Raw genomic sequence first — 17,745 nt, 5'->3', positions numbered from 1 at the left:
CCGGCTACATGGTGTTGCGGTGGTAGATGAGCCGGAGTCCGATCAGCGTCAGCCACGGCTCGTGCACGTCGATCGAGGCGGACTCGCCCGCCACCAGCGGTGCCGCGCTGCCGGTCGCGACCACCGTGACCTCGTCCGGATCCTCGGCCAGCTCGGCCGCCATCCGCTCCACGATCCCGTCCACCTGGCCGGCGAAGCCGTAGATGATGCCGGACTGGAGCGCCTCGACCGTGTTCTTGGCGATCACCGACCGGGGCCGGATCAGCTCCACCTTGTGCAGCTGCGCCCCGGCCGCGGCCAGCGCGTCCACCGAGATCTCGATGCCGGGCGCGGTGACGGCCCCGACGTACTCCCCCTTGGCGGAGACGGCGTCGAAGGAGGTCGCGGTCCCGAAGTCGACGATGATGCACGGCCCGCCGTACAGCTGGATGGCCGCCAGCGCGTTGACGATGCGGTCGCTGCCGACCTCCTTCGGGTTGTCCATCCGGACCGGCACCCCGGTGCGCACGCCGGGCTCCACGATCACCGCGGTCACGTCGCCGTAGTAGCGGCGGCACATCTCGCGCATCTCGTTGAGCACCGACGGCACCGTGGAGCAGAGCGCGATGCCGTCGACGTCGGTCCCCTTGAGCAGCGGCGACTGCGCCAGCAGTCCCTGCAGCACGACCGCGACCTCGTCGGCCGTGCGCCGGGCGTCGGTGGCGATCCGCCAGTGCTCGATGACCTCCTCGCCCTCGAACAGGCCGAGAACGGTGTGAGTGTTGCCTACGTCGATGGCGAGCAGCATCAGTTCCCCCGAAGGTCCAAGGCGATGTCCAGGGCCGGCGCCGAGTGCGTGAGCGCGCCCACCGCAAGGTAGTCAACACCGGTTTCGGCCACGTCACGGGCCGATTCCAAGGTCAACCCCCCGCTGGACTCCAGGCGCGCCCGCCCGCCGACCAGGCGTACGGCCTCGCGGAGCTGCGGAACGGTGAAGTTGTCCAGCAGGATCTCCTCCGCCCCCTCCGCCAGCACCGGCTCGATCTGGTCGATCCGGTCGACCTCGACCTCGATCGGCAGGCCGGGGTGGGCGTCGCGGACCGCGCGGAACGCCTCGGCCACCCCGCCCGCGGCCACCACGTGATTGTCCTTGATCAGTGCCGCGTCCGACAACGACATGCGGTGGTTGACCCCGCCGCCCGCCCGGACGGCGTACTTCTCCAGCGCGCGCAGGCCCGGCAGGGTCTTGCGGCTGTCGCGGATCCGGGCGCCGGTCCCCTCGACCGCCCGGACCCACCGGCCGGTGAGCGAGGCGACGCCGGACAGGTGGGTGAGCAGGTTCAGCGCGGTCCGCTCGGCGGTCAGCAGGTCCCGGGTGGTCCCGGTGACGGTCATCAGCACGTCCCCCCGGGACACCCGCTCGCCGTCCTTGACGTGCCGCTCGGTGCGGTCCGCGCCGAACCGGGCGAACACCGCCTCCGCGACCGCGAGCCCCGCGACCACCCCGTCGGCCCTGGCCACCACGTCGGCGGTGGCGGTCCGCCCGGCGGGAATCGTGGCGATGCTCGTCACGTCGCCGGCCTCCTGCAGGTCCTCCCGGAGCGCGTTCTCGATCAGGGCTCCCACCTCGGCCGGGTCCAGCCCCGCCGCGGTCAGCTCCTCGGCCAGGTGCACGGGCACCGCGCCCCCGTGCGGACGGTGGTTCATGATCAGTCCCTCTCCTGTCAGGGTCACGTCGAGGTGGGCGAGCCACCGGTGGTCGTCGCGCTCGGGGAAGTCCTCCCGCCAGTGCGACCCGCGGGTCTCCTCGCGGGCGCGGGCGGCCTCCACCAGCGCGGAGGCGACGGTGAGCAGGTTGGCGGCCTCCCACGACTCGGTGCACGGCTCGACCGCCACCGGCGTCCAGCGGGCGTTCACCAGGGCGCGGCTCACCTCCGCCAGGCTCTCACCGCTGCGCAGCACGCTCGCGCCCCGGCTCATGTGCGCCTGGATCCGCGGCCGGGCCCGGGGGTCGACCAGCCCTTCCGCCCTGTCGTCGGCCGCCGGCTCACCGGGCGCCGGCCGTACGGCGTGCACGTCGGCGGCGATCCGCTCGGCGAAGACCAGGCCCTCCAGCAGGGAGTTGGAGGCCAGCCGGTTGGCGCCGTGCACGCCGGTGCAGGCCACCTCGCCGCAGGCGTACAGGCCCGGCACGCTGGTACGGCCGTGCAGGTCGGTGCGGACGCCGCCGCTGGCGTAGTGGGCGGCCGGGGCGACCGGGATCGGCTGGACGGCCGGGTCGATCCCGTGCTCCAGGCAGACCGCGTGGATCGTCGGGAAGCGGGTGCGCCACTTGTCCTCGCCGAAGTGGCGCCCGTCGAGGTACACGTGCTCGGCGCCGGTCTCCCGCATGCGCCGCATGATCGCCTTGGCCACCACGTCCCGGGGCGCCAGGTCGGCGAGCTCGTGCACGTCCTTCATGAACCGCACGCCGCCTGAGTCGATCAGCACCGCGCCCTCGCCGCGGACCGCCTCGGAGATCAGCGGCTGCTGGCCGGTGGAATCCCCGCCCAGCCAGAGCACGGTCGGGTGGAACTGGACGAACTCCAGGTCACGCACGACGGCCCCGGCCCGCAGCGCGAGCGCGACGCCGTCGCCGGTGGAGACCGGCGGGTTGGTCGTGGCGGCGTAGACCTGGCCCATCCCTCCGGTGGCGAGCACCACGGCGCGGGCGCGCACGGCGCCCACGCCGTCGCGCGAGCCCTCGCCCATCACGTGCAGGGTCACCCCGGCCGCGTGGCCGCGCGCGTCCTTCAGCAGGTCCAGGACGAGGGCGTGCTCGATCACCTCGATCTCCGACGCCCGGACCGCGGCGACGAGCGCGCGCTGCACCTCGGCCCCGGTGGCGTCGCCGCCCGCGTGCACGATGCGGTTGCGCCGGTGGCCGCCCTCGCGGGTGAGCTGGAGCCCGCCCTCGGCGTCGGTGTCGAAGCGGGCACCCGCGGCGATCAGCCCGTGCAGCGCGCCCGGCCCCTCGGTCACCAGGACCCGGACCGCCTCGGTGTCGCAGAGGCCGACCCCGGCGACGAGCGTGTCGTACAGGTGCTCCTCGGGGCTGTCGGCGGGGTCGAGCACGGCGGCGATGCCGCCCTGCGCCCAGCGGGTGGAGCCCGCCGAGAGCACGTCCTTGGTGACGACCAGGACCTTCGCCCCGGGGTCCAGGGCCGCCAGGCGCAGGGCCAGGGTCAGGCCCGCGATCCCGGAGCCGACCACGACCACGTCCGCCTCGACGGTCCACCCCGGCTCGGGTGCGGTCAGTTTCCTGGGGATCGGGATGCTCATGGTCGCCTCCTGTCTGTTGCGACGTCGCGCGTCGCGGCTCGGGGGACGTGGCCGGAGCCCCCGAGCGGGGCCCGTGGAGGTCTGGGGGTCCACGGATTTCGTCACCATGACGATAACGCCCCGCGCGAGCCGGAACTTCCCCGGGTCGGCGGAAGACCCGGGGAGGTCCGGGGAGAGGTCCCGAGCAGGGGTCAGCCGGAGACGAGGTCCCCGCGCAGGCCGGCCGAGCCCGGGACGGGCTCGGCCGGGTCGTCGCCGAGGTCGATGACCCGGTTGCCGCGGTCGACGTGCACGACCCGGGGCCGGAAGGTCCTGGCCTCGGCGTCCTCCATCTGGCCGTACGCGATGATGATCACCAGGTCGCCCTCGTGGACGAGCCGGGCGGCGGCGCCGTTGACGCCGATCACGCCCGAGCCCCTGGGACCGGCGATGGTGTAGGTGACCAGGCGCGCCCCGTTGTCGATGTCCACGATGTGGACCTGCTCCCCGGGCAGCAGCCCGGCCGCGTCCAGCAGGTCCTCATCGACGGTGACCGATCCCACGTAGTGCAGGTCGGCCTGGGTGACGGTGGCACGGTGGATCTTGGAGGTGAGCATGGTTCGGAGCATGCGCCGTTCACCTTTCGGAGGTCGCGCCGCCGCACGGGCGTGCACGCCGGACAGGGGATTGCAGAGCGGTTCCAGACTACGGTCGGCCCAGCGTCAGGACAACGTTGTCGATCAGCCGGGTAGTCCCCACCCGCGCGGCGACGGCGAGGACCGCCTCCCCCGCGTGGTCGTCGGGCACCTCGGTGAAGGTCGCCGGGTCCACCAGCACCAGGTAGTCGAGGGCCGCCCCCGGCTCGGCGTCCAGCACGGCGCGCGCCGCACGGCGGACCTCCGCCGGGGTCCGCCGCTCCGCTCCCGCGAACAGCGCCCGGGACAGGGCCAGCGCCGCGCCCCGCTGCTCCGGCAGGAGGTAGCGGTTGCGGCTGGACAGCGCCAGCCCGTCGGCCTCCCGGACCGTGGGGGCTCCCACGATCTCGATCGGCAGGTCGAGGTCGAGGACCATCCGGCGGATCAGCGCGAGCTGCTGGGCGTCCTTGCGGCCGAACACCGCCACGTCCGGCCGGACCAGGTTGAACAGCTTGAGCACCACGGTCAGCATGCCGTCGAAGTGCCCCGGCCGGGACGCGCCCTCGACGATCGCGCCCATCGCGCCCGACGTCACGCCGACCTGCCGGTCCGGCAGGTACATATCCTCGGCGGCGGGGGCGAAGACGACGTCCACGCCCTCGGCCGCGCACACCTCCAGGTCGGCGTCGAACGTCCGGGGATAGCGCGAGTAGTCCTCTCCCGGGCCGAACTGCAGCGGGTTGACGAAGACGCTCACCGCGACGCGGTCGGCCCGCTCCCGGGCCAGCCGGATCAGCGAGCGGTGGCCCTCGTGCAGGGCCCCCATGGTCGGCACCAGCGCCAGGCCGGCCGTGCCCGCGGGGACCGCGCGTCCGATGCGCAGGGTCCGGCGGGCCTCGGCCAGCTCGGCGCGGTCGCCCGCCACGATCAGGTCCATATGTTGCCTCCCAGGGCGTCCAGGAGGCGCTCGGCGGCCTCGGGCTTGAGCAGCCCGGCCGCGAGCGCCCGGTCCGCCGTGAGCCTAGCGAGGGCCACGTAGGCGTCGGCGGCCTCGGGGGCGGCGAGGATGAGCGCGTCCACGTGCTTGCGGACCGTGCCCGCGTCGCCCCGCACCACGGGGCCGGTCAGCCCGGCCAGGCCGAGCCGGAGCACGTTGTCCAGGGCGGCGCCGAGCAGCGGGCCGAGCATCCGGCCCGGCTCGTCCACCCCGATCTTCCGCAGCAGCTCGGAGGACTCCGCGATGAGCGTGACCATGTGGTTGGCCGCGTTCGCCAGGGCCGCGTGGTAGAGCGCCCGGTCGTGCTCCTCGATCCAGACCGGCTCGCCCTCCATCTCGATGACCAGCGCCTCGGCCACCGGGCGGAGCGGTTCGGGCGCGGTGACCCCGAACGTGATGCCGGTCAGCCGGCTCAGGTCGTCGTCCCTGCCGGTGAAGGTCATCACCGGGTGCAGCGCCAGCGGGAGCGCCCCGCGCTCGACCGCCGGGTTCAGCACCGCCAGGCCGTACGCGCCGCTGGTGTGGACCAGCAGCGTGCCGCGCAGGTCGGCGCCCGTCTCGGCCAGGCCGGCGACCAGGCCGGGCAGCACGTCGTCGGGGACCGTGAGCAGGACGAGGTCCGCGCGGGCCACCACGTCCTCCGGGGCGCTGGGGGTCAGGCCCAGCCGGTCGGCGGCCCTGCGCCGGGAGGCGTCGGAGACGCCGCTGACGGCCACGAGCCGGTGACCCGCCCTCGCCAGGGCGGCGCCGAGCACGGAGCCCACCCGTCCGGCGCCGAGCACCCCGACCGCCAACCGGGCCGGGCGGTGTCCTGTGTCCACGATGTCCCGTCCTTCGCCAACATGGAACTACATGCCCAAGTCGACCAGCGTAACGGGCCGAACGCCGAGGGTGGCGTCACGGCACCCGCCCGGAGGCGTGGCGTCGGCGGGCCCTGATCGCACGGAGCGTCAGGAGGCCTCCGGACCGGGGCCCGCCGTACGGGAAGGCCGTCCGGAGACGGCGGGCGGAGGGGCCGCCCGGAGACGGCGGCGGACAGGGGGTCGCCCGGAGACGGCGGCGGGCGCCGGGCCGTTCCCCAGGGCCCGACGCCCGATGGTGCCGACACGAGTGATCAGCGCTGCCGGAGGGCACCGGGACCGCGCCCGCTGGGGGAGCGGGCCGGGCACCGATCGCCACCGGCGTGAGCAACGTTAACGCAAAGTGACGACAAGGAGCGGTAACCCGTTTCCCCGGCGTGTCATCTCCGTCCCATGCGGACCCCTCGGGGAGCCGGGTAACGTCTCCGCTCATGTGGCTGAGCTGGCGCGCCGCGACGGAGCGGGCGCTCTACGGCGAGAACGGCTTCTATCTACGGGAGAGCCCCTCCCGGCACTTCCGGACCTCGGTCGGCGCCTCCGCCGCGTTCGCCGGGGCCGTGCTGCGCGCGCTCCTGGCGGTGGACGACGCGCTCGGACGGCCGCCGGAGATCGACCTGGTGGACGTCGGCGCCGGGGACGGCACCCTCGCCGCGCGGGTCGCGGCGCTCGCTCCCGCGGACCTGCGGGCCAGACTCCGGCCGACCGCGGTGGACCTGGCCCCCCGGCCGCCCGGCCTGCCCGAGGGGATCACCTGGTCGGCCGTCCCGCCGGACCGGATCCACGGACTGGCGATCGCCAACGAGTGGCTGGACAACGTGCCCGTGGACGTCGTCGAGCAGACCCCGGACGGGCCCCGGCTGGTACTGGTCGATCCCGCGACCGGCGAGGAGCGGCTCGGCGGCCCGCCGGCGGCGGCCGACCTGGCCTGGCTGGACCGCTGGTGGCCGATGCGCGCGACGGGCGAGCGGGCGGAGGTCGGCGCGCCCCGCGACGACGCCTGGGCGGAGGTCGTCGTACGGCTGGCACGCGGACGCGCCGTCGCCGTCGACTACGCGCACGCCTCGGGCCGCCGCCCGCCGTACGGCACGCTGGCCGGCTACCGCGACGGGGCGGCCGTCCCGCCCGTGCCCGACGGATCCTGCGACATCACCGCGCACGTCGCCCTGGACGCCTGCGCGGTCGCCGGGGAGCGCGCCGGGGCCGCCACCGTGGCGCTGACCACGCAGCGCGAGGCCCTGCGCGCCCTCGGCCTCACCGGGACCCGGCCCCCGGCCGACCTCGCCCGCGCCGACCCGCGCGGCTACCTCCGCGCCCTGGTGACGGCCTCGGAGGAGGCGGAGCTCATCGATCCCGGCGGCCTGGGCGGCTTCGGCTGGCTCGTCCAGGAGCGCCTCTGAGCCTGCGCCGAGCCTGCGCCCGCCCGCCCACCCGCCCGCCGGGCCTCCGTCCGGCGGCGGATCCGTCCGGGCACGGACGCGGGTTCCGGTCACACGCGGACGTGCAGGGACTCCAGCCCGCGGATGACGTAGCCCGGACCCCAGACGGGCTCGGCGGCGAGCTCCATCGCCGGCGCTCTGCGCAGCAGGGCGCCGAACGACTCGGCGAGCTCGATCCGGGCCAGCGGCGCGCCCAGGCAGAAGTGGATGCCCGCGCCGAAGGAGATGTGCGGGTTGTCCAGCCGGCCCACGTCGAGGCGGTCGGGGTCGTCGAACACCTCGGGATCGCGGTTGGCCGAGCCGAAGAGCAGGGCCACCTCGCTGCCGCGCGGGATGTCCACCCCGCCGACCGTGATGTCCTCCAGCACCCAGCGCTCGAACATCTGCAGCGGGGTGTCCCACCGCATCAGCTCCTCGATCGCGGTCGGCAGCAGGCCGTGGTCGGCGCGGAGCCGCTCCAGCTCGGCGGGGTTGCGGAAGAGGGACCACCAGCCGTTGCCCGTGACGTTGACCGTCGCCTCGTGCCCGGCGTTGAGCAGCAGCACGCAGGTGCCGACCAGCTCCTCCTCGGTGAGCGCGTCGCCCTCGTCGGCGACCTGCGCCAGCGCGCTGATCAGGTCGTCGCCGGGGTGCGCCCGCCGGTGCCGGGCCAGTCCGACGAGGTAGTCGGAGAACTCCTCCGCGGCGCGCACGGCGGTGTGCTGGGCCTCGACCGAGGGGTTGAGCTCGTACATGCCGCAGATCTCGGCGGACCAGGGCCGGAGCAGGTGCCGGTCGGCCTCGGGCACACCGAGCATCTCGGCGATCACGGTCACCGGGAGCGGCTCGGCCACCTCGGCGATGAGGTCTCCCCCGCCGCCCTCGGCGAACCGGTCGACGAGCCCGGCGGCCAGCTCGGCGACCTTGGGACGCAGGGCCTCGACCATGCGCGGGGTGAACGCCTTGGACACCAGCCGGCGCAGCCGCGTGTGCACCGGCGGCTCGACGTCGAGCATCCCGGCCCGGACCACCCGCCAGAACGGGTCCTGGAAGGCGGGGTCGTCCGGCCTGCCGAACTCCGCGTGGGTGGCCACGTGCAGGTAGGACCTGCCGAGCCTGCGGTCGCGCAGCAGCGCGTTGACGTCGGCGTGCCGGGCGACCAGCCACTGGCCGGTCGGCTCGAAGAAACCGACCGGCCGCTCCCGCCGCAGTTCGGCGTAGACGTCGTACGGGTGGGCGACGAATTCCGGATCCCAGGGGTCGAACTTCACATTCGCATCGTAATCCCCGCTAGGCCCCGGCGGGCCTATCCGTCTCCTCCTCCTCGTCGTAGCGGTGGTGCAGCTCGACCGGCTCCTCGGCGCCCGCCTTGCTCCGCACGCGGATGTTGAGCAGTTCCACCAGCAGCGAGAAGGCCATCGCGAAGTAGACGTAGCCCTTGGAGATGTGCTGGTCGAAGCCCTCGGCCAGGAGCACGACGCCGATCAGGATCAGGAAGGACAGGGCGAGCATCTTGATGCTCGGGTGCTTGTCCACGAAGCGGCTGATCGGCCCGGAGGCGAACAGCATCACCAGGACCGAGACGACGACGGCCGCGACCATCACCCCGATCTCGTCCACCATGCCGACCGCGGTGATCACCGAGTCGAGCGAGAAGACGATGTCCAGGATCATGATCTGGAAGATCACCGCGCCGAAGGAGGCCGCCACCCTGCCCCCGGCGTGGCCGGACTTGCCCTCCAGGTTGTCGTGGACCTCGAAGACGCTCTTGCCGATCAGGAACAGGCCGCCCAGGATCAGGATCAGGTCGCGGCCCGAGATCTCCTGCCCGACCACCTCGAAGAGCGGCTCGGTGAGCCGGATCACCCACGACAGCGCGAGCAGCAGCGCCAGGCGGCTGACCAGCGCGGCCAGCAGGCCCAGCTTCCGGGCCCGGTCGCGCTGCTCGGGCGGGAGCTTGCCCGCCAGGATCGAGATGAAGATGATGTTGTCGATGCCCAGGACGATCTCCAGGCCGACGAGGGTGAGGAACCCTATCCAGATCTGCGGGTCGGTCACCCAGTCCATCGCCGTCTCCTCCGCGGAATCGTGCCGTTCCATGCAGTCACGCCGCGTAGACGATCGGCGGACGCCGGAAGTTCCTGCCCAGAATCGCCGGGCCGATCCCTCTCCCCGGGCGGGTCGCGGGGCGATCGGCCGGGGGAACCGCCGACTTGCGGAACCGGGCCCGGTGATGGTTATAGTTCGCCTGTAGGTCATGAGTGCCAGTGACAAGCCCCGGCTCGCTGGCCGGCAACCCTCGCGTCCGCGGCGGGGTGCCCCGGGTGAGGACCTGGTCCGGCACGAGGTGTGCCGGGCAAGCGCGGGCTCCACGCACCAACGCCGCCACGAGGGGCTTGGGGTCCGATGACCTCGAAGGAGTCCCGGCGTGTCCGTCCTCGGAATCTTCGCCCCCGCCCCCACCGGCACCGGTATCGGCGCCCTCGTCGGCGACGGGACCCGCACGGGTGCCGACGCCCTCCGCTCCCTGCCCGCCGCCCGGACGTCCGGCGCCCCGGCCGCGGCCGTGACGGTCCCGGCGGACCCGGCGGTCCGTACGGTCCCGGAGGGCCGGCCGATCCCCGCGGTGCTCGGCGCCGACCTGGAGGTCCCCGTCCGGGGCGGCAGGCTGGTCCCCTACGCCAACCTCGACTACGCCGCCAGCGCGCCGTGTCTGGAGCCGGTGAGCGCCGCGGTCGCCGCCGCGCTCCCGGCCTACTCCAGCGTCCACCGGGGCGCCGGCTACGCCTCCCAGCTCACCACCGCCCGCTACGAGCAGGCCCGGCACACGGTCCGCGCCTTCACCGGCGCCCGCCCCGGGGACGCGGTGGTCTTCACCCGCAACACCACGGACGCCACCAACCTGCTGGCCCGCGCCCTGCCCGAGGGGACCACCGTCGTGGTCTTCGACACCGAGCACCACGCCTCGCTGCTGCCCTGGGCGGACACCGTACGGCTCGCGCCCCCCGCCTTCCCCGGCGAGGCCGTCCGCGCGGCCGACGCCGCCCTGGCCGGGATCGACGGCCCGAAGCTGCTCGTGGTGACCGCCGCCTCCAACGTCACCGGCGAGCTCTGGCCGATCGCCGCCCTGGCGCACATCGCCCACCGCCACGGCGCCCGGATCCTCGTCGACGCCGCCCAGCTCGTCCCGCACCGCCCGCTCAACCTGACCGCGCTCGACCTGGACTACGTGGTCTTCTCCGGTCACAAGCTCTACGCGCCCTTCGGCACGGGCGTGCTCGTCGGCCGTCCCGACTGGCTCGCGGAGGCCCCGCCGTACCTGCGGGGCGGAGGCGCGGTGCGGGCCGTGCACGGCGCCGCCGACACGGGCGCGACGGGGGCCGGGGCGACGGGGGCGGGTGCCCCCGGCACGGAGACGGCGGGCGCGGCGGAGATCGAGTGGCACGACGACCCCGAGGCCCGGCACGAGGCGGGCACCCCCAACGTGCTGGGCGCCGTCGCCCTGGCCGCCGCCTGCGACGCCCTCACCGCGACCGGCTGGACCGCGCTGGTCCGCGAGGAGGAGCGGCTGCTCACCCGCCTGCGCGCCGGGCTCGCCGGGATCGAGGGCGTGCACGAGCTCTCCCTGTGGGGCCCGGACCACCCCCGGGTCGGCATCGTCTCCTTCGTGGTGGACGGCCGCACCGCCCGCGAGGTCGCCGAGGCGCTCTCCGACGAGTACGGCATCGGCGTGCGCGACGGGAAGTTCTGCGCCCACCCGTTCGTCCGGCACCTGCTGGGCGGCGTCAGGGACGGCGGCTGCGAGGACGGCACCGCCTCGGCGGTGCGCGCCTCGATCGGCATCGGCACCACCGCCGAGCACGTCGACCGCCTCGTCGAGGCCCTCCGGGAGCTTGTCTCCCGCGGCTGACGTGGCAGCATGGCCCCTATGACGGAACGGGTCGTGGGAATCGGGGCCGGAGCCGCCGCGGTCGGCGGCGGTGGCGGCACCGGTGGCGGCGTCGGTGGCGGTAAGGAGCTCGCGACCGAGGACATGGTCCTCAACATCGGCCCGCAGCACCCGTCCACGCACGGGGTGCTGCGTCTGCGGCTCACGCTGGACGGCGAGCGGATCAGCGCGGCCGAGCCGATCGTGGGCTACATGCACCGGGGCGCGGAGAAGCTGTTCGAGGTCCGCGACTACCGGCAGATCATCATGCTGGCCAACCGGCACGACTGGCTCTCGGCCTTCGCCAACGAGCTGGGCGTGGTCCTGGCGGTGGAGCGCATGCTGGGCATGGAGGTCCCGGTCAGGGCCGTGTGGACCAGGACCCTGATGGCCGAGCTCAACCGGGTCCTCAGCCACCTGATGTTCCTCGGCTCCTACCCGCTGGAGCTCGGCGCGATCACCCCGGTCTTCTACGCGTTCCGCGAGCGCGAGACGCTCCAGGCCGTGATGGAGGAGATCTCCGGCGGGCGCATGCACTACATGTTCAACCGGGTGGGCGGCCTGAAGGAGGAGATCCCGGAGGGCTGGACCGACCGCGTCTCCCGGGCGGTCGCGGACGTGCGGCGGCGGCTGCCCGACATCGAGGACCTGCTCGTGGGGAACGAGATCTTCACGGCCCGCACCCGCGGCGTCGGCGTGCTCTCCCGCGAGCAGATCATGCAGTACGGCGTGAGCGGCCCGATCGCCCGCGCCTCCGGGGTGGACGTCGACCTGCGGCGCGACGACCCCTACCTGGCCTACGGCGAGCTGCCGGTGAAGGTCGTCACCCGCTCGGCCGGCGACTGCCACGCCCGCTTCGAGGTGCTGCTGGAGCAGGCGAAGGTCTCCCTGGACCTGGCCGACGCCTGCCTGGAACGGCTCCGCGAGCTGCCCCCGGGCCCGGTCGACCAGCGGCTGCCCAAGGTCCTCAAGGTGCCCGAGGGCCACACCTACGCCTGGACGGAGAACCCGCTCGGCATCAACGGCTACTACCTGGTCTCCCGCGGCGAGAAGACGCCGTGGCGGCTGAAGCTCCGCTCGGCCTCCTTCAACAACGTCCAGGTGCTGCGCGAGATGCTCCCCGGCCACCTGGTGGCCGACATGGTGGCGATCCTCGGCTCGATGTTCTTCGTGGTCGGGGACATCGACAAATGACCGCCGGGCGCCCGGCCCGCCCTCAGCGGTCGGGGGCGGCGTCGGGGTCCTCCGGCACCCGGCAGCAGTGCTCCAGGTAGAGCGCGGCGCCGACCAGCGCCACGCAGCCGAGGAACGAGCCGCCCGCGATGAAGAAGTCGCGGCGCGGCGTGTCCTGGTCGAGCAGGCCGGCCGCGTAGAACGTGAACCCGGCGAAGACGCCCGCGAAGACGGCCCCGCCGTACGCCGAGGCCTTGGCGAGGGCGACGAGGCGGGCCACCGCCAGCGGCTCGACCGGCGTGGTGTCCGGCTTGCGCCGGATCCTGGCCTTGGTCATCCAGCCGGTGTGGGCCTCGCCGAGTGCGAGCAGCAGGACCGTCGGGATCGCCGTCCACGGCACGGCCGGGATGAACTGGTAGACCCGCTGGAGCACCGCCCAGGTGAGGATCGCGAAGACGACGGTGAGCCCGGTGAGCACCCCGGGACGGCTCGGCGTCATGCGGGTCCCCGCAGGGCCAGGTCGGCGCGGAGCCGTACCCCGGTCTTGTCGAGCCCGGCCAGCAGCGCGGCGACCGGCGTGCCGCCGAGCGTCGCCTCGGGGTCGGCCTGGAGCCAGGGGACCAGCACGAACGCGCGCTCGTGCGCGCGGGGGTGCGGGAGGGTGAGCTCCGGGTCGTCGGAGACGACCTCGCCCACGCTGATCAGGTCGACGTCCAGGGTGCGCGCCCCCCAGCGCTCGGTCCGCACCCGGCCGAAGGCGTTCTCGGTCTCCTGCGCGCGGGCGAGGAGCTCGCGGGGCGGGAGCGAGGTCTCGGCGACCGCGACGGCGTTGAGGTAGGGGCCCTGCTCGGGGCCGCCGACCGGGTCGGTCTCGTAGACCGGCGAGACGGCGACGAGGTCGAGGCCCGGCACGGCGGCCAGCGCGTCGAGCCCGCCCTGCAGCGTGGCGAGCCGGTCGCCGAGGTTGCCGCCGAGCGCCAGCACGGCCCTCATGCCCGGCTCCGGGTGATCGTCACGACCACGTCGTCGAACGGGAGCGGGATCGGGGCGGCGGGCTTGTGCACGCTCACCTCCGCCGCGGTGACCGGTTCGCGCGCCAGGCACACGTCGGCCAGCCGCTGGGCGAGGGTCTCGATCAGGTCGACCGGCTCGCCCTCCACGACCTTCACCAGGTCCTCGGCGAGCTCGCCGTAGTGCACGGTCCTGGTGAGGTCGTCCGCCGCCGCGGCGGGCGAGGTGTCCAGGAAAAGGGTGACGTCGAGGACGAACTCCTGGCCGAGCTCCCGCTCCGCGGGCAGCACCCCGTGCCGCCCCCGGGCCCGCAGGCCCCGCACGCTGATCCGGTCCCCGGCCCCGTCTCCGGCTGCGCCTCCGGTCACGACACGCCCTCTTCCCCGTCCTCGTCGTCTTCGGTCTGCAGCACCGGTGAACCGTGGTGCAGCCAGAGCCGCCACCCCTCCGGCGTCCGGACGAAGGTGTTGCTCGCCACCACCTTGCCCGCGGCGAAGCTGGAATCACCTTCGTCGCCCGCGGTGAGGATGTTCTCCTCACACGTCAGGACGGCGACGTCGCCGTGGACCATGACGTTCACGTCCGTCAGCACGAACTGGATGTAGGGGGTGTTGGCCATGATGAGCGCCCAGGAGCGCAGCACCTCGGCCCGGCCGGTGACGATCGGCCAGCCCGGGTGCACGCAGCCCACCTGCTCGGCACCGGTCTCCTCGGCCCAGATCTCGGTCATCCGGTCGAGGTCGGCGTTCTCGATCGCGGTGTAGAACGCCTGGTTGACCGCCTCGATGGCGGCGGTGTCGACGCTCATGCTCTCGCTCCCTCGACTGCTGCGGCCACGCGGACGGCGTCCGCGTTCGGGCGTACGTCGTGCACCCGCACACACCACGCCCCCGCCTGCGCGGCCAGGGCCGTGACGGCGAGCGTGGCGGCGTCGCTGTCCTCGAAGGGCCGCGGGGCGCCGTCCGGTCCGGCCAGCAGGCGGCCCAGGAAGCGCTTGCGCGAGGCCCCGATCAGCAGCGGACGGCCCAGGCCGGCGAGCCGCTCCGTCGCGGCGACCAGCGCCCAGTTGTGCTCCGGGTGCTTGGAGAAGCCCAGTCCCGGGTCCAGGACGATCTGCTCCTCGGCGACCCCCTCGGCCCGCACCGACGCGACCCGCTTGGCGAGCTCGTCGCAGACCTCGGTCACGACGTCGCCGTAGACGGCCCGGCTCTGCATCGTGTGGCTGTGGCCCCGCCAGTGCATGACCACGTAGGCCACGCCGGAGGCCGCCACGACCCGCGGCATCGCGGGGTCGGCCAGGCCGCCGCTGACGTCGTTGACCAGTTTGGCGCCCGCGTCCACCGCCGCCCTGGCGACCTCCGCCCGCATGGTGTCGACGCTGACCGTGACGCCCCGGCGGCTCAGCTCCCGGATGACCGGCTCGACCCGCGCCAGCTCCTCCTCCAGCGAGACCCGCGCCGCCCCGGGACGGGTGGACTCGCCGCCCACGTCCACGATGTCGGCGCCCTGCTCGACGAGCTCCAGGCCGTGCCGGACGGCGGCCGACCGGTCGAACCAGCGGCCGCCGTCGGAGAAGGAGTCGGGGGTCACGTTGACCACGCCCATCACCAGGCAGCGTCCCTCGTCGGGCAGGCCCGGGACGACGCGACGCCGCCCGTCGCGGCCCGGAGGCCGGTGACCGCCGCCTTCCCGCGGGTCCGGTGGCGCTGTCCCGTGCGGTGTGGTCATGCGGCCAAGCCTAGGTGCTCGCGCCCGCCCGGCCGGGGCGTGGGTCCACCTCTCCGATAACGAATCAGCAGACCCACCCGATCAGCGCAGGATCAGGGCCATCGCCTCGGCCCGGGTCTTCTCGCTGTCGCGGAAGATCCCCCGGACCGCCGAGGTGGTGGTCTTGGCGCCGGGCTTGCGCACACCCCGCATGGTCATGCACAGGTGCTCGCACTCGATCACCACGATGACCCCGCGGGGCTCCAGCACGCGCATGAGCGCGTCGGCGATCTGCGAGGTCATCCGCTCCTGCACCTGAGGACGCCGGGCGTAGACGTCGACGAGGCGGGCGAGCTTGGACAGGCCGGTGACCTGCCCCTTCTCGTTCGGGATGTAGCCCACGTGGGCCAGGCCGTGGAACGGGACCAGGTGGTGCTCGCAGGTGGAGTAGACCTCGATGTCGCGCACCAGGATCATCTCGTCGTGGTCGACGTCGAAGACCTTGGTCAGCACGTCCTCCGGGGCCTGCCCCAGCCCGGCGAACTGCTCCGCGTAGGCGCGGGCCACCCGGCCCGGCGTCTCCAGCAGGCCGTCGCGGTCCGGGTCCTCGCCGATCGCGATCAGGATCTCGCGGACGGCCTTCTCGATCCGGGCGTGGTCGACCTGGAGCGGCTGGGGGGGTTCCACGCTCAGTTCCCGTCCCTGACCGCGGTGTCCGGGTGACCGGCGCCCGCGGGGAGCGCCCCGTTGCCGGACTGCTCCTTCGGGGTCAGGATCGGCGGGCGGTTGGAGGGCAGCCGCTTGCCGTACCCGGAGTAGGACGGGCGGTGCTCCTTGACCACGACCGGGGCGAAGATCTGCAGGACCTGCTCGCGGGAGAGGGTCTCCTTCTCCATCAGCTCCAGCACCAGGTTGTCGAGCACGTCGCGGTACTCGACGAGGATCTCCCAGGCCTGGTCGTGCGCGGACTCGATGAGCCTGCGCACCTCCTCGTCGATCGTGGAGGCGATCTTCTCGGAGTAGTCGCGCTCGTGGCCCATCTCGCGGCCGAGGAAGACCTCGCCGTTGCCGGTGCCGAACTTGCGGGCGCCGAGCTGCTCGCTCATGCCGTACTCGGTGACCATGCGGCGGGCGATGGAGGTGGCCTTCTCGATGTCGTTGGAGGCGCCCGTGGTGGGCTCGTGGAACACGAGCTCCTCCGCGGTGCGCCCGCCCAGCAGCATCGCGAGCTGGTCCATCATCTCCGAGCGGGTCGCGAGGAACTTGTCCTCCATCGGCAGCGTCATGGTGTAGCCGAGGGCGCGTCCGCGGGACAGGATCGTGATCTTGTGGACCGGGTCGGAGTTGGGCAGCGCGTGCGCGACCAGGGCGTGACCGCCCTCGTGGTACGCGATGATCTTCTTCTCCTGGTCCGACATGACGCGGGTCTTGCGCTCCGGGCCCGCCATCACGCGGTCGATGGACTCCTCCAGGAGCTCCATCGTGATCAGCTTCTGGTCGGCGCGCGCGGTGAGCAGCGCGGCCTCGTTGATCACGTTCGCCAGGTCGGCGCCGGTGAACCCGGGCGTCCGGCGGGCGATGATGTCGAGGTCGACGCCCTCGGCGAACGGCTTGCCGCGGCCGTGGACCTTGAGGATGCCCTTGCGGCCCTCCAGGTCGGGACGGTCCACGGTGACCTGGCGGTCGAAGCGGCCCGGACGCAGCAGCGCCGGGTCGAGGATGTCGGGCCGGTTCGTCGCGGCGATGAGGATCACGCCGCCCTTGACGTCGAAGCCGTCCATCTCGACGAGGAGCTGGTTCAGCGTCTGCTCGCGCTCGTCGTGCCCGCCGCCGAGACCGGCGCCGCGGTGGCGGCCCACCGCGTCGATCTCGTCGATGAAGATGATCGCCGGGGCGTTCGCCTTGGCCTGCTCGAACAGGTCGCGGACGCGCGAGGCGCCGACGCCGACGAACATCTCGACGAAGTCCGAGCCGGAGATCGAGTAGAACGGCACGCCGGCCTCGCCGGCGACGGCCCTGGCGAGCAGGGTCTTGCCGGTTCCGGGCGGGCCGTACAGCAGGACGCCCTTGGGGATCTTCGCGCCGATCGCCTGGAACTTGGCCGGGGCCTGGAGGAACTCCTTGATCTCCTGGAGCTCCTCGATGGCCTCGTCGGCGCCCGCGACGTCGGCGAAGGTGGTCTTGGGGGTGTCCTTGGTGATGAGCTTGGCCTTCGACTTGCCGAAGTTCATCACCCGCGAGCCGCCGCCCTGCATCTGGTTCATGATGAACAGGAAGAGCAGCACGATGAAGACGATCGGCAGGAAGCTGACCAGCAGGCCGAGCAGGAAGTTCTCCTGCGGCACGTCGGCGGTGTAGCCCTCCTTGACGCTGCCGGTCCTCTTCTTCTCCGCCAGGAGGTTCATGATCTGAGTCCCCTGGCCGTCGACCCAGGGCGACTGGATGCGGTTCGTCTCCTTGCCCGCGACCCTCACCGGGTTGACGAGCGTCAGCTCCGCCCGCTGCTCCTTGTCGACGACCCTGGCGCTCTTGACGTTCCCCGCCTGGATCTGCTCCATCAGCAGGGAGGTGTCGGCCTTCGTGTAGTTGCCGTCACCGCTCCACAGCGTGCTGACCAGCACGAGGAGCACGACGATGCCCAGGATCCACAGCAGTGGCCCACGTGTAAATCGCTTGAGATCCATCCGATGCGGAACCCCGGCGGGCCCGTCCCTTCCTGACCAAGGCCTGGCAACCCCGG

General features: G+C 73.3%; 17 protein-coding genes and 1 riboswitch. Of the genes, 3 read left to right on the top strand and 14 right to left on the bottom strand.

The window, feature by feature from the left end; translation table 11 throughout:
• Positions 1 to 4 precede the first annotated feature (4 nt).
• From HS045_RS09920 to HS045_RS09900, 5 genes are all read right to left on the bottom strand, one after another.
• Positions 5 to 787 (bottom strand): type III pantothenate kinase, encoded by a 783-nt coding sequence (locus HS045_RS09920; protein WP_196450774.1) that lies wholly within the window; start codon positions 785 to 787, stop codon positions 5 to 7.
• A complete protein-coding gene (locus tag HS045_RS09915; RefSeq protein WP_196450773.1) occupies positions 787 to 3,300 on the bottom strand; it encodes an L-aspartate oxidase in 2,514 nt (837 codons plus the stop codon). Before HS045_RS09915 ends, HS045_RS09920 begins: the two co-directional genes overlap by 1 nt.
• 191 nt (positions 3,301 to 3,491) lie before the next feature.
• On the bottom strand, positions 3,492 to 3,908 hold the full coding sequence (panD, locus tag HS045_RS09910) for an aspartate 1-decarboxylase (protein WP_196450772.1): 417 nt from the start codon (positions 3,906 to 3,908) through the stop codon (positions 3,492 to 3,494).
• A gap of 76 nt (positions 3,909 to 3,984) precedes the next feature.
• Positions 3,985 to 4,851 carry a pantoate--beta-alanine ligase gene (gene panC, locus HS045_RS09905; RefSeq protein ID WP_196450771.1) on the bottom strand — a complete coding sequence of 289 codons (867 nt, stop codon included), beginning with the start codon at positions 4,849 to 4,851 and terminating at the stop codon, positions 3,985 to 3,987.
• Positions 4,842 to 5,735, bottom strand: a complete 894-nt coding sequence (locus HS045_RS09900; protein ID WP_374191375.1) for a Rossmann-like and DUF2520 domain-containing protein — start codon at positions 5,733 to 5,735, stop codon at positions 4,842 to 4,844. The genes panC and HS045_RS09900 overlap by 10 nt, the downstream gene beginning before the upstream one ends.
• A gap of 467 nt (positions 5,736 to 6,202) precedes the next feature.
• Here HS045_RS09900 and HS045_RS09895 point away from each other — a divergent pair, with 467 nt between their 5' ends.
• Entirely contained in the window at positions 6,203 to 7,168 is a 966-nt protein-coding gene (locus HS045_RS09895) for an SAM-dependent methyltransferase (RefSeq protein WP_196450769.1), read from the top strand.
• An 89-nt stretch (positions 7,169 to 7,257) separates the two neighbouring features.
• Here the strand turns inward: HS045_RS09895 and HS045_RS09890 are convergent, their stop codons facing one another.
• Positions 7,258 to 8,457, bottom strand: coding sequence for a cytochrome P450 (locus HS045_RS09890; protein WP_196450768.1), 1,200 nt, complete (start codon positions 8,455 to 8,457; stop codon positions 7,258 to 7,260).
• A 19-nt stretch (positions 8,458 to 8,476) separates the two neighbouring features.
• Positions 8,477 to 9,253, bottom strand: coding sequence for a TerC family protein (locus tag HS045_RS09885; RefSeq protein ID WP_196450767.1), 777 nt, complete (start codon positions 9,251 to 9,253; stop codon positions 8,477 to 8,479).
• 186 nt (positions 9,254 to 9,439) lie between these two features.
• Positions 9,440 to 9,555, top strand: a riboswitch (SAM riboswitch).
• A gap of 197 nt (positions 9,556 to 9,752) precedes the next feature.
• Here HS045_RS09885 and HS045_RS09880 point away from each other — a divergent pair.
• Positions 9,753 to 11,096: an aminotransferase class V-fold PLP-dependent enzyme gene (locus tag HS045_RS09880; RefSeq protein WP_196451148.1), complete on the top strand. Its 1,344-nt coding sequence runs from the start codon at positions 9,753 to 9,755 to the stop codon at positions 11,094 to 11,096.
• 18 nt (positions 11,097 to 11,114) lie between these two features.
• A complete protein-coding gene (locus tag HS045_RS09875; protein WP_230883514.1) occupies positions 11,115 to 12,308 on the top strand; it encodes an NADH-quinone oxidoreductase subunit D in 1,194 nt (397 codons plus the stop codon).
• A 22-nt stretch (positions 12,309 to 12,330) separates the two neighbouring features.
• On the opposite strand, the gene HS045_RS09870 is transcribed toward HS045_RS09875, so the two are convergent.
• The 7 genes from HS045_RS09870 to ftsH all read right to left on the bottom strand — a co-directional run bounded on the left by HS045_RS09870 (position 12,331) and on the right by ftsH (position 17,689).
• Positions 12,331 to 12,786, bottom strand: coding sequence for a DUF3180 domain-containing protein (locus HS045_RS09870; protein WP_196450766.1), 456 nt, complete (start codon positions 12,784 to 12,786; stop codon positions 12,331 to 12,333).
• Positions 12,783 to 13,280 carry a 2-amino-4-hydroxy-6-hydroxymethyldihydropteridine diphosphokinase gene (folK, locus tag HS045_RS09865; RefSeq protein ID WP_196450765.1) on the bottom strand — a complete coding sequence of 166 codons (498 nt, stop codon included), beginning with the start codon at positions 13,278 to 13,280 and terminating at the stop codon, positions 12,783 to 12,785. Before folK ends, HS045_RS09870 begins: the two co-directional genes overlap by 4 nt.
• Entirely contained in the window at positions 13,277 to 13,666 is a 390-nt protein-coding gene (folB, locus tag HS045_RS09860; protein ID WP_196450764.1) for a dihydroneopterin aldolase, read from the bottom strand. Before folB ends, folK begins: the two co-directional genes overlap by 4 nt.
• Positions 13,663 to 14,106 carry a nuclear transport factor 2 family protein gene (locus HS045_RS09855; protein ID WP_196450763.1) on the bottom strand — a complete coding sequence of 148 codons (444 nt, stop codon included), beginning with the start codon at positions 14,104 to 14,106 and terminating at the stop codon, positions 13,663 to 13,665. The genes folB and HS045_RS09855 overlap by 4 nt, the downstream gene beginning before the upstream one ends.
• On the bottom strand, positions 14,103 to 14,903 hold the full coding sequence (folP, locus tag HS045_RS09850; RefSeq protein WP_196451146.1) for a dihydropteroate synthase: 801 nt from the start codon (positions 14,901 to 14,903) through the stop codon (positions 14,103 to 14,105). Before folP ends, HS045_RS09855 begins: the two co-directional genes overlap by 4 nt.
• Positions 14,904 to 15,107: 204 nt before the next feature.
• Complete coding sequence (gene folE / locus HS045_RS09845) at positions 15,108 to 15,698, bottom strand: GTP cyclohydrolase I FolE (RefSeq protein ID WP_196451145.1); 591 nt, start codon at positions 15,696 to 15,698, stop codon at positions 15,108 to 15,110.
• Positions 15,695 to 17,689, bottom strand: coding sequence for an ATP-dependent zinc metalloprotease FtsH (ftsH, locus tag HS045_RS09840; RefSeq protein WP_196450762.1), 1,995 nt, complete (start codon positions 17,687 to 17,689; stop codon positions 15,695 to 15,697). Before ftsH ends, folE begins: the two co-directional genes overlap by 4 nt.
• Positions 17,690 to 17,745 lie beyond the last annotated feature (56 nt).

The sequence above is a fragment of the Planomonospora sp. ID82291 genome, assembly GCF_015711645.1.
Classification (GTDB): Bacteria; Actinomycetota; Actinomycetes; order Streptosporangiales; family Streptosporangiaceae; genus Planomonospora.
Note: the sequence above shows the minus strand (reverse complement) of the source record. Positions and strands in the feature narration are given on the sequence as shown.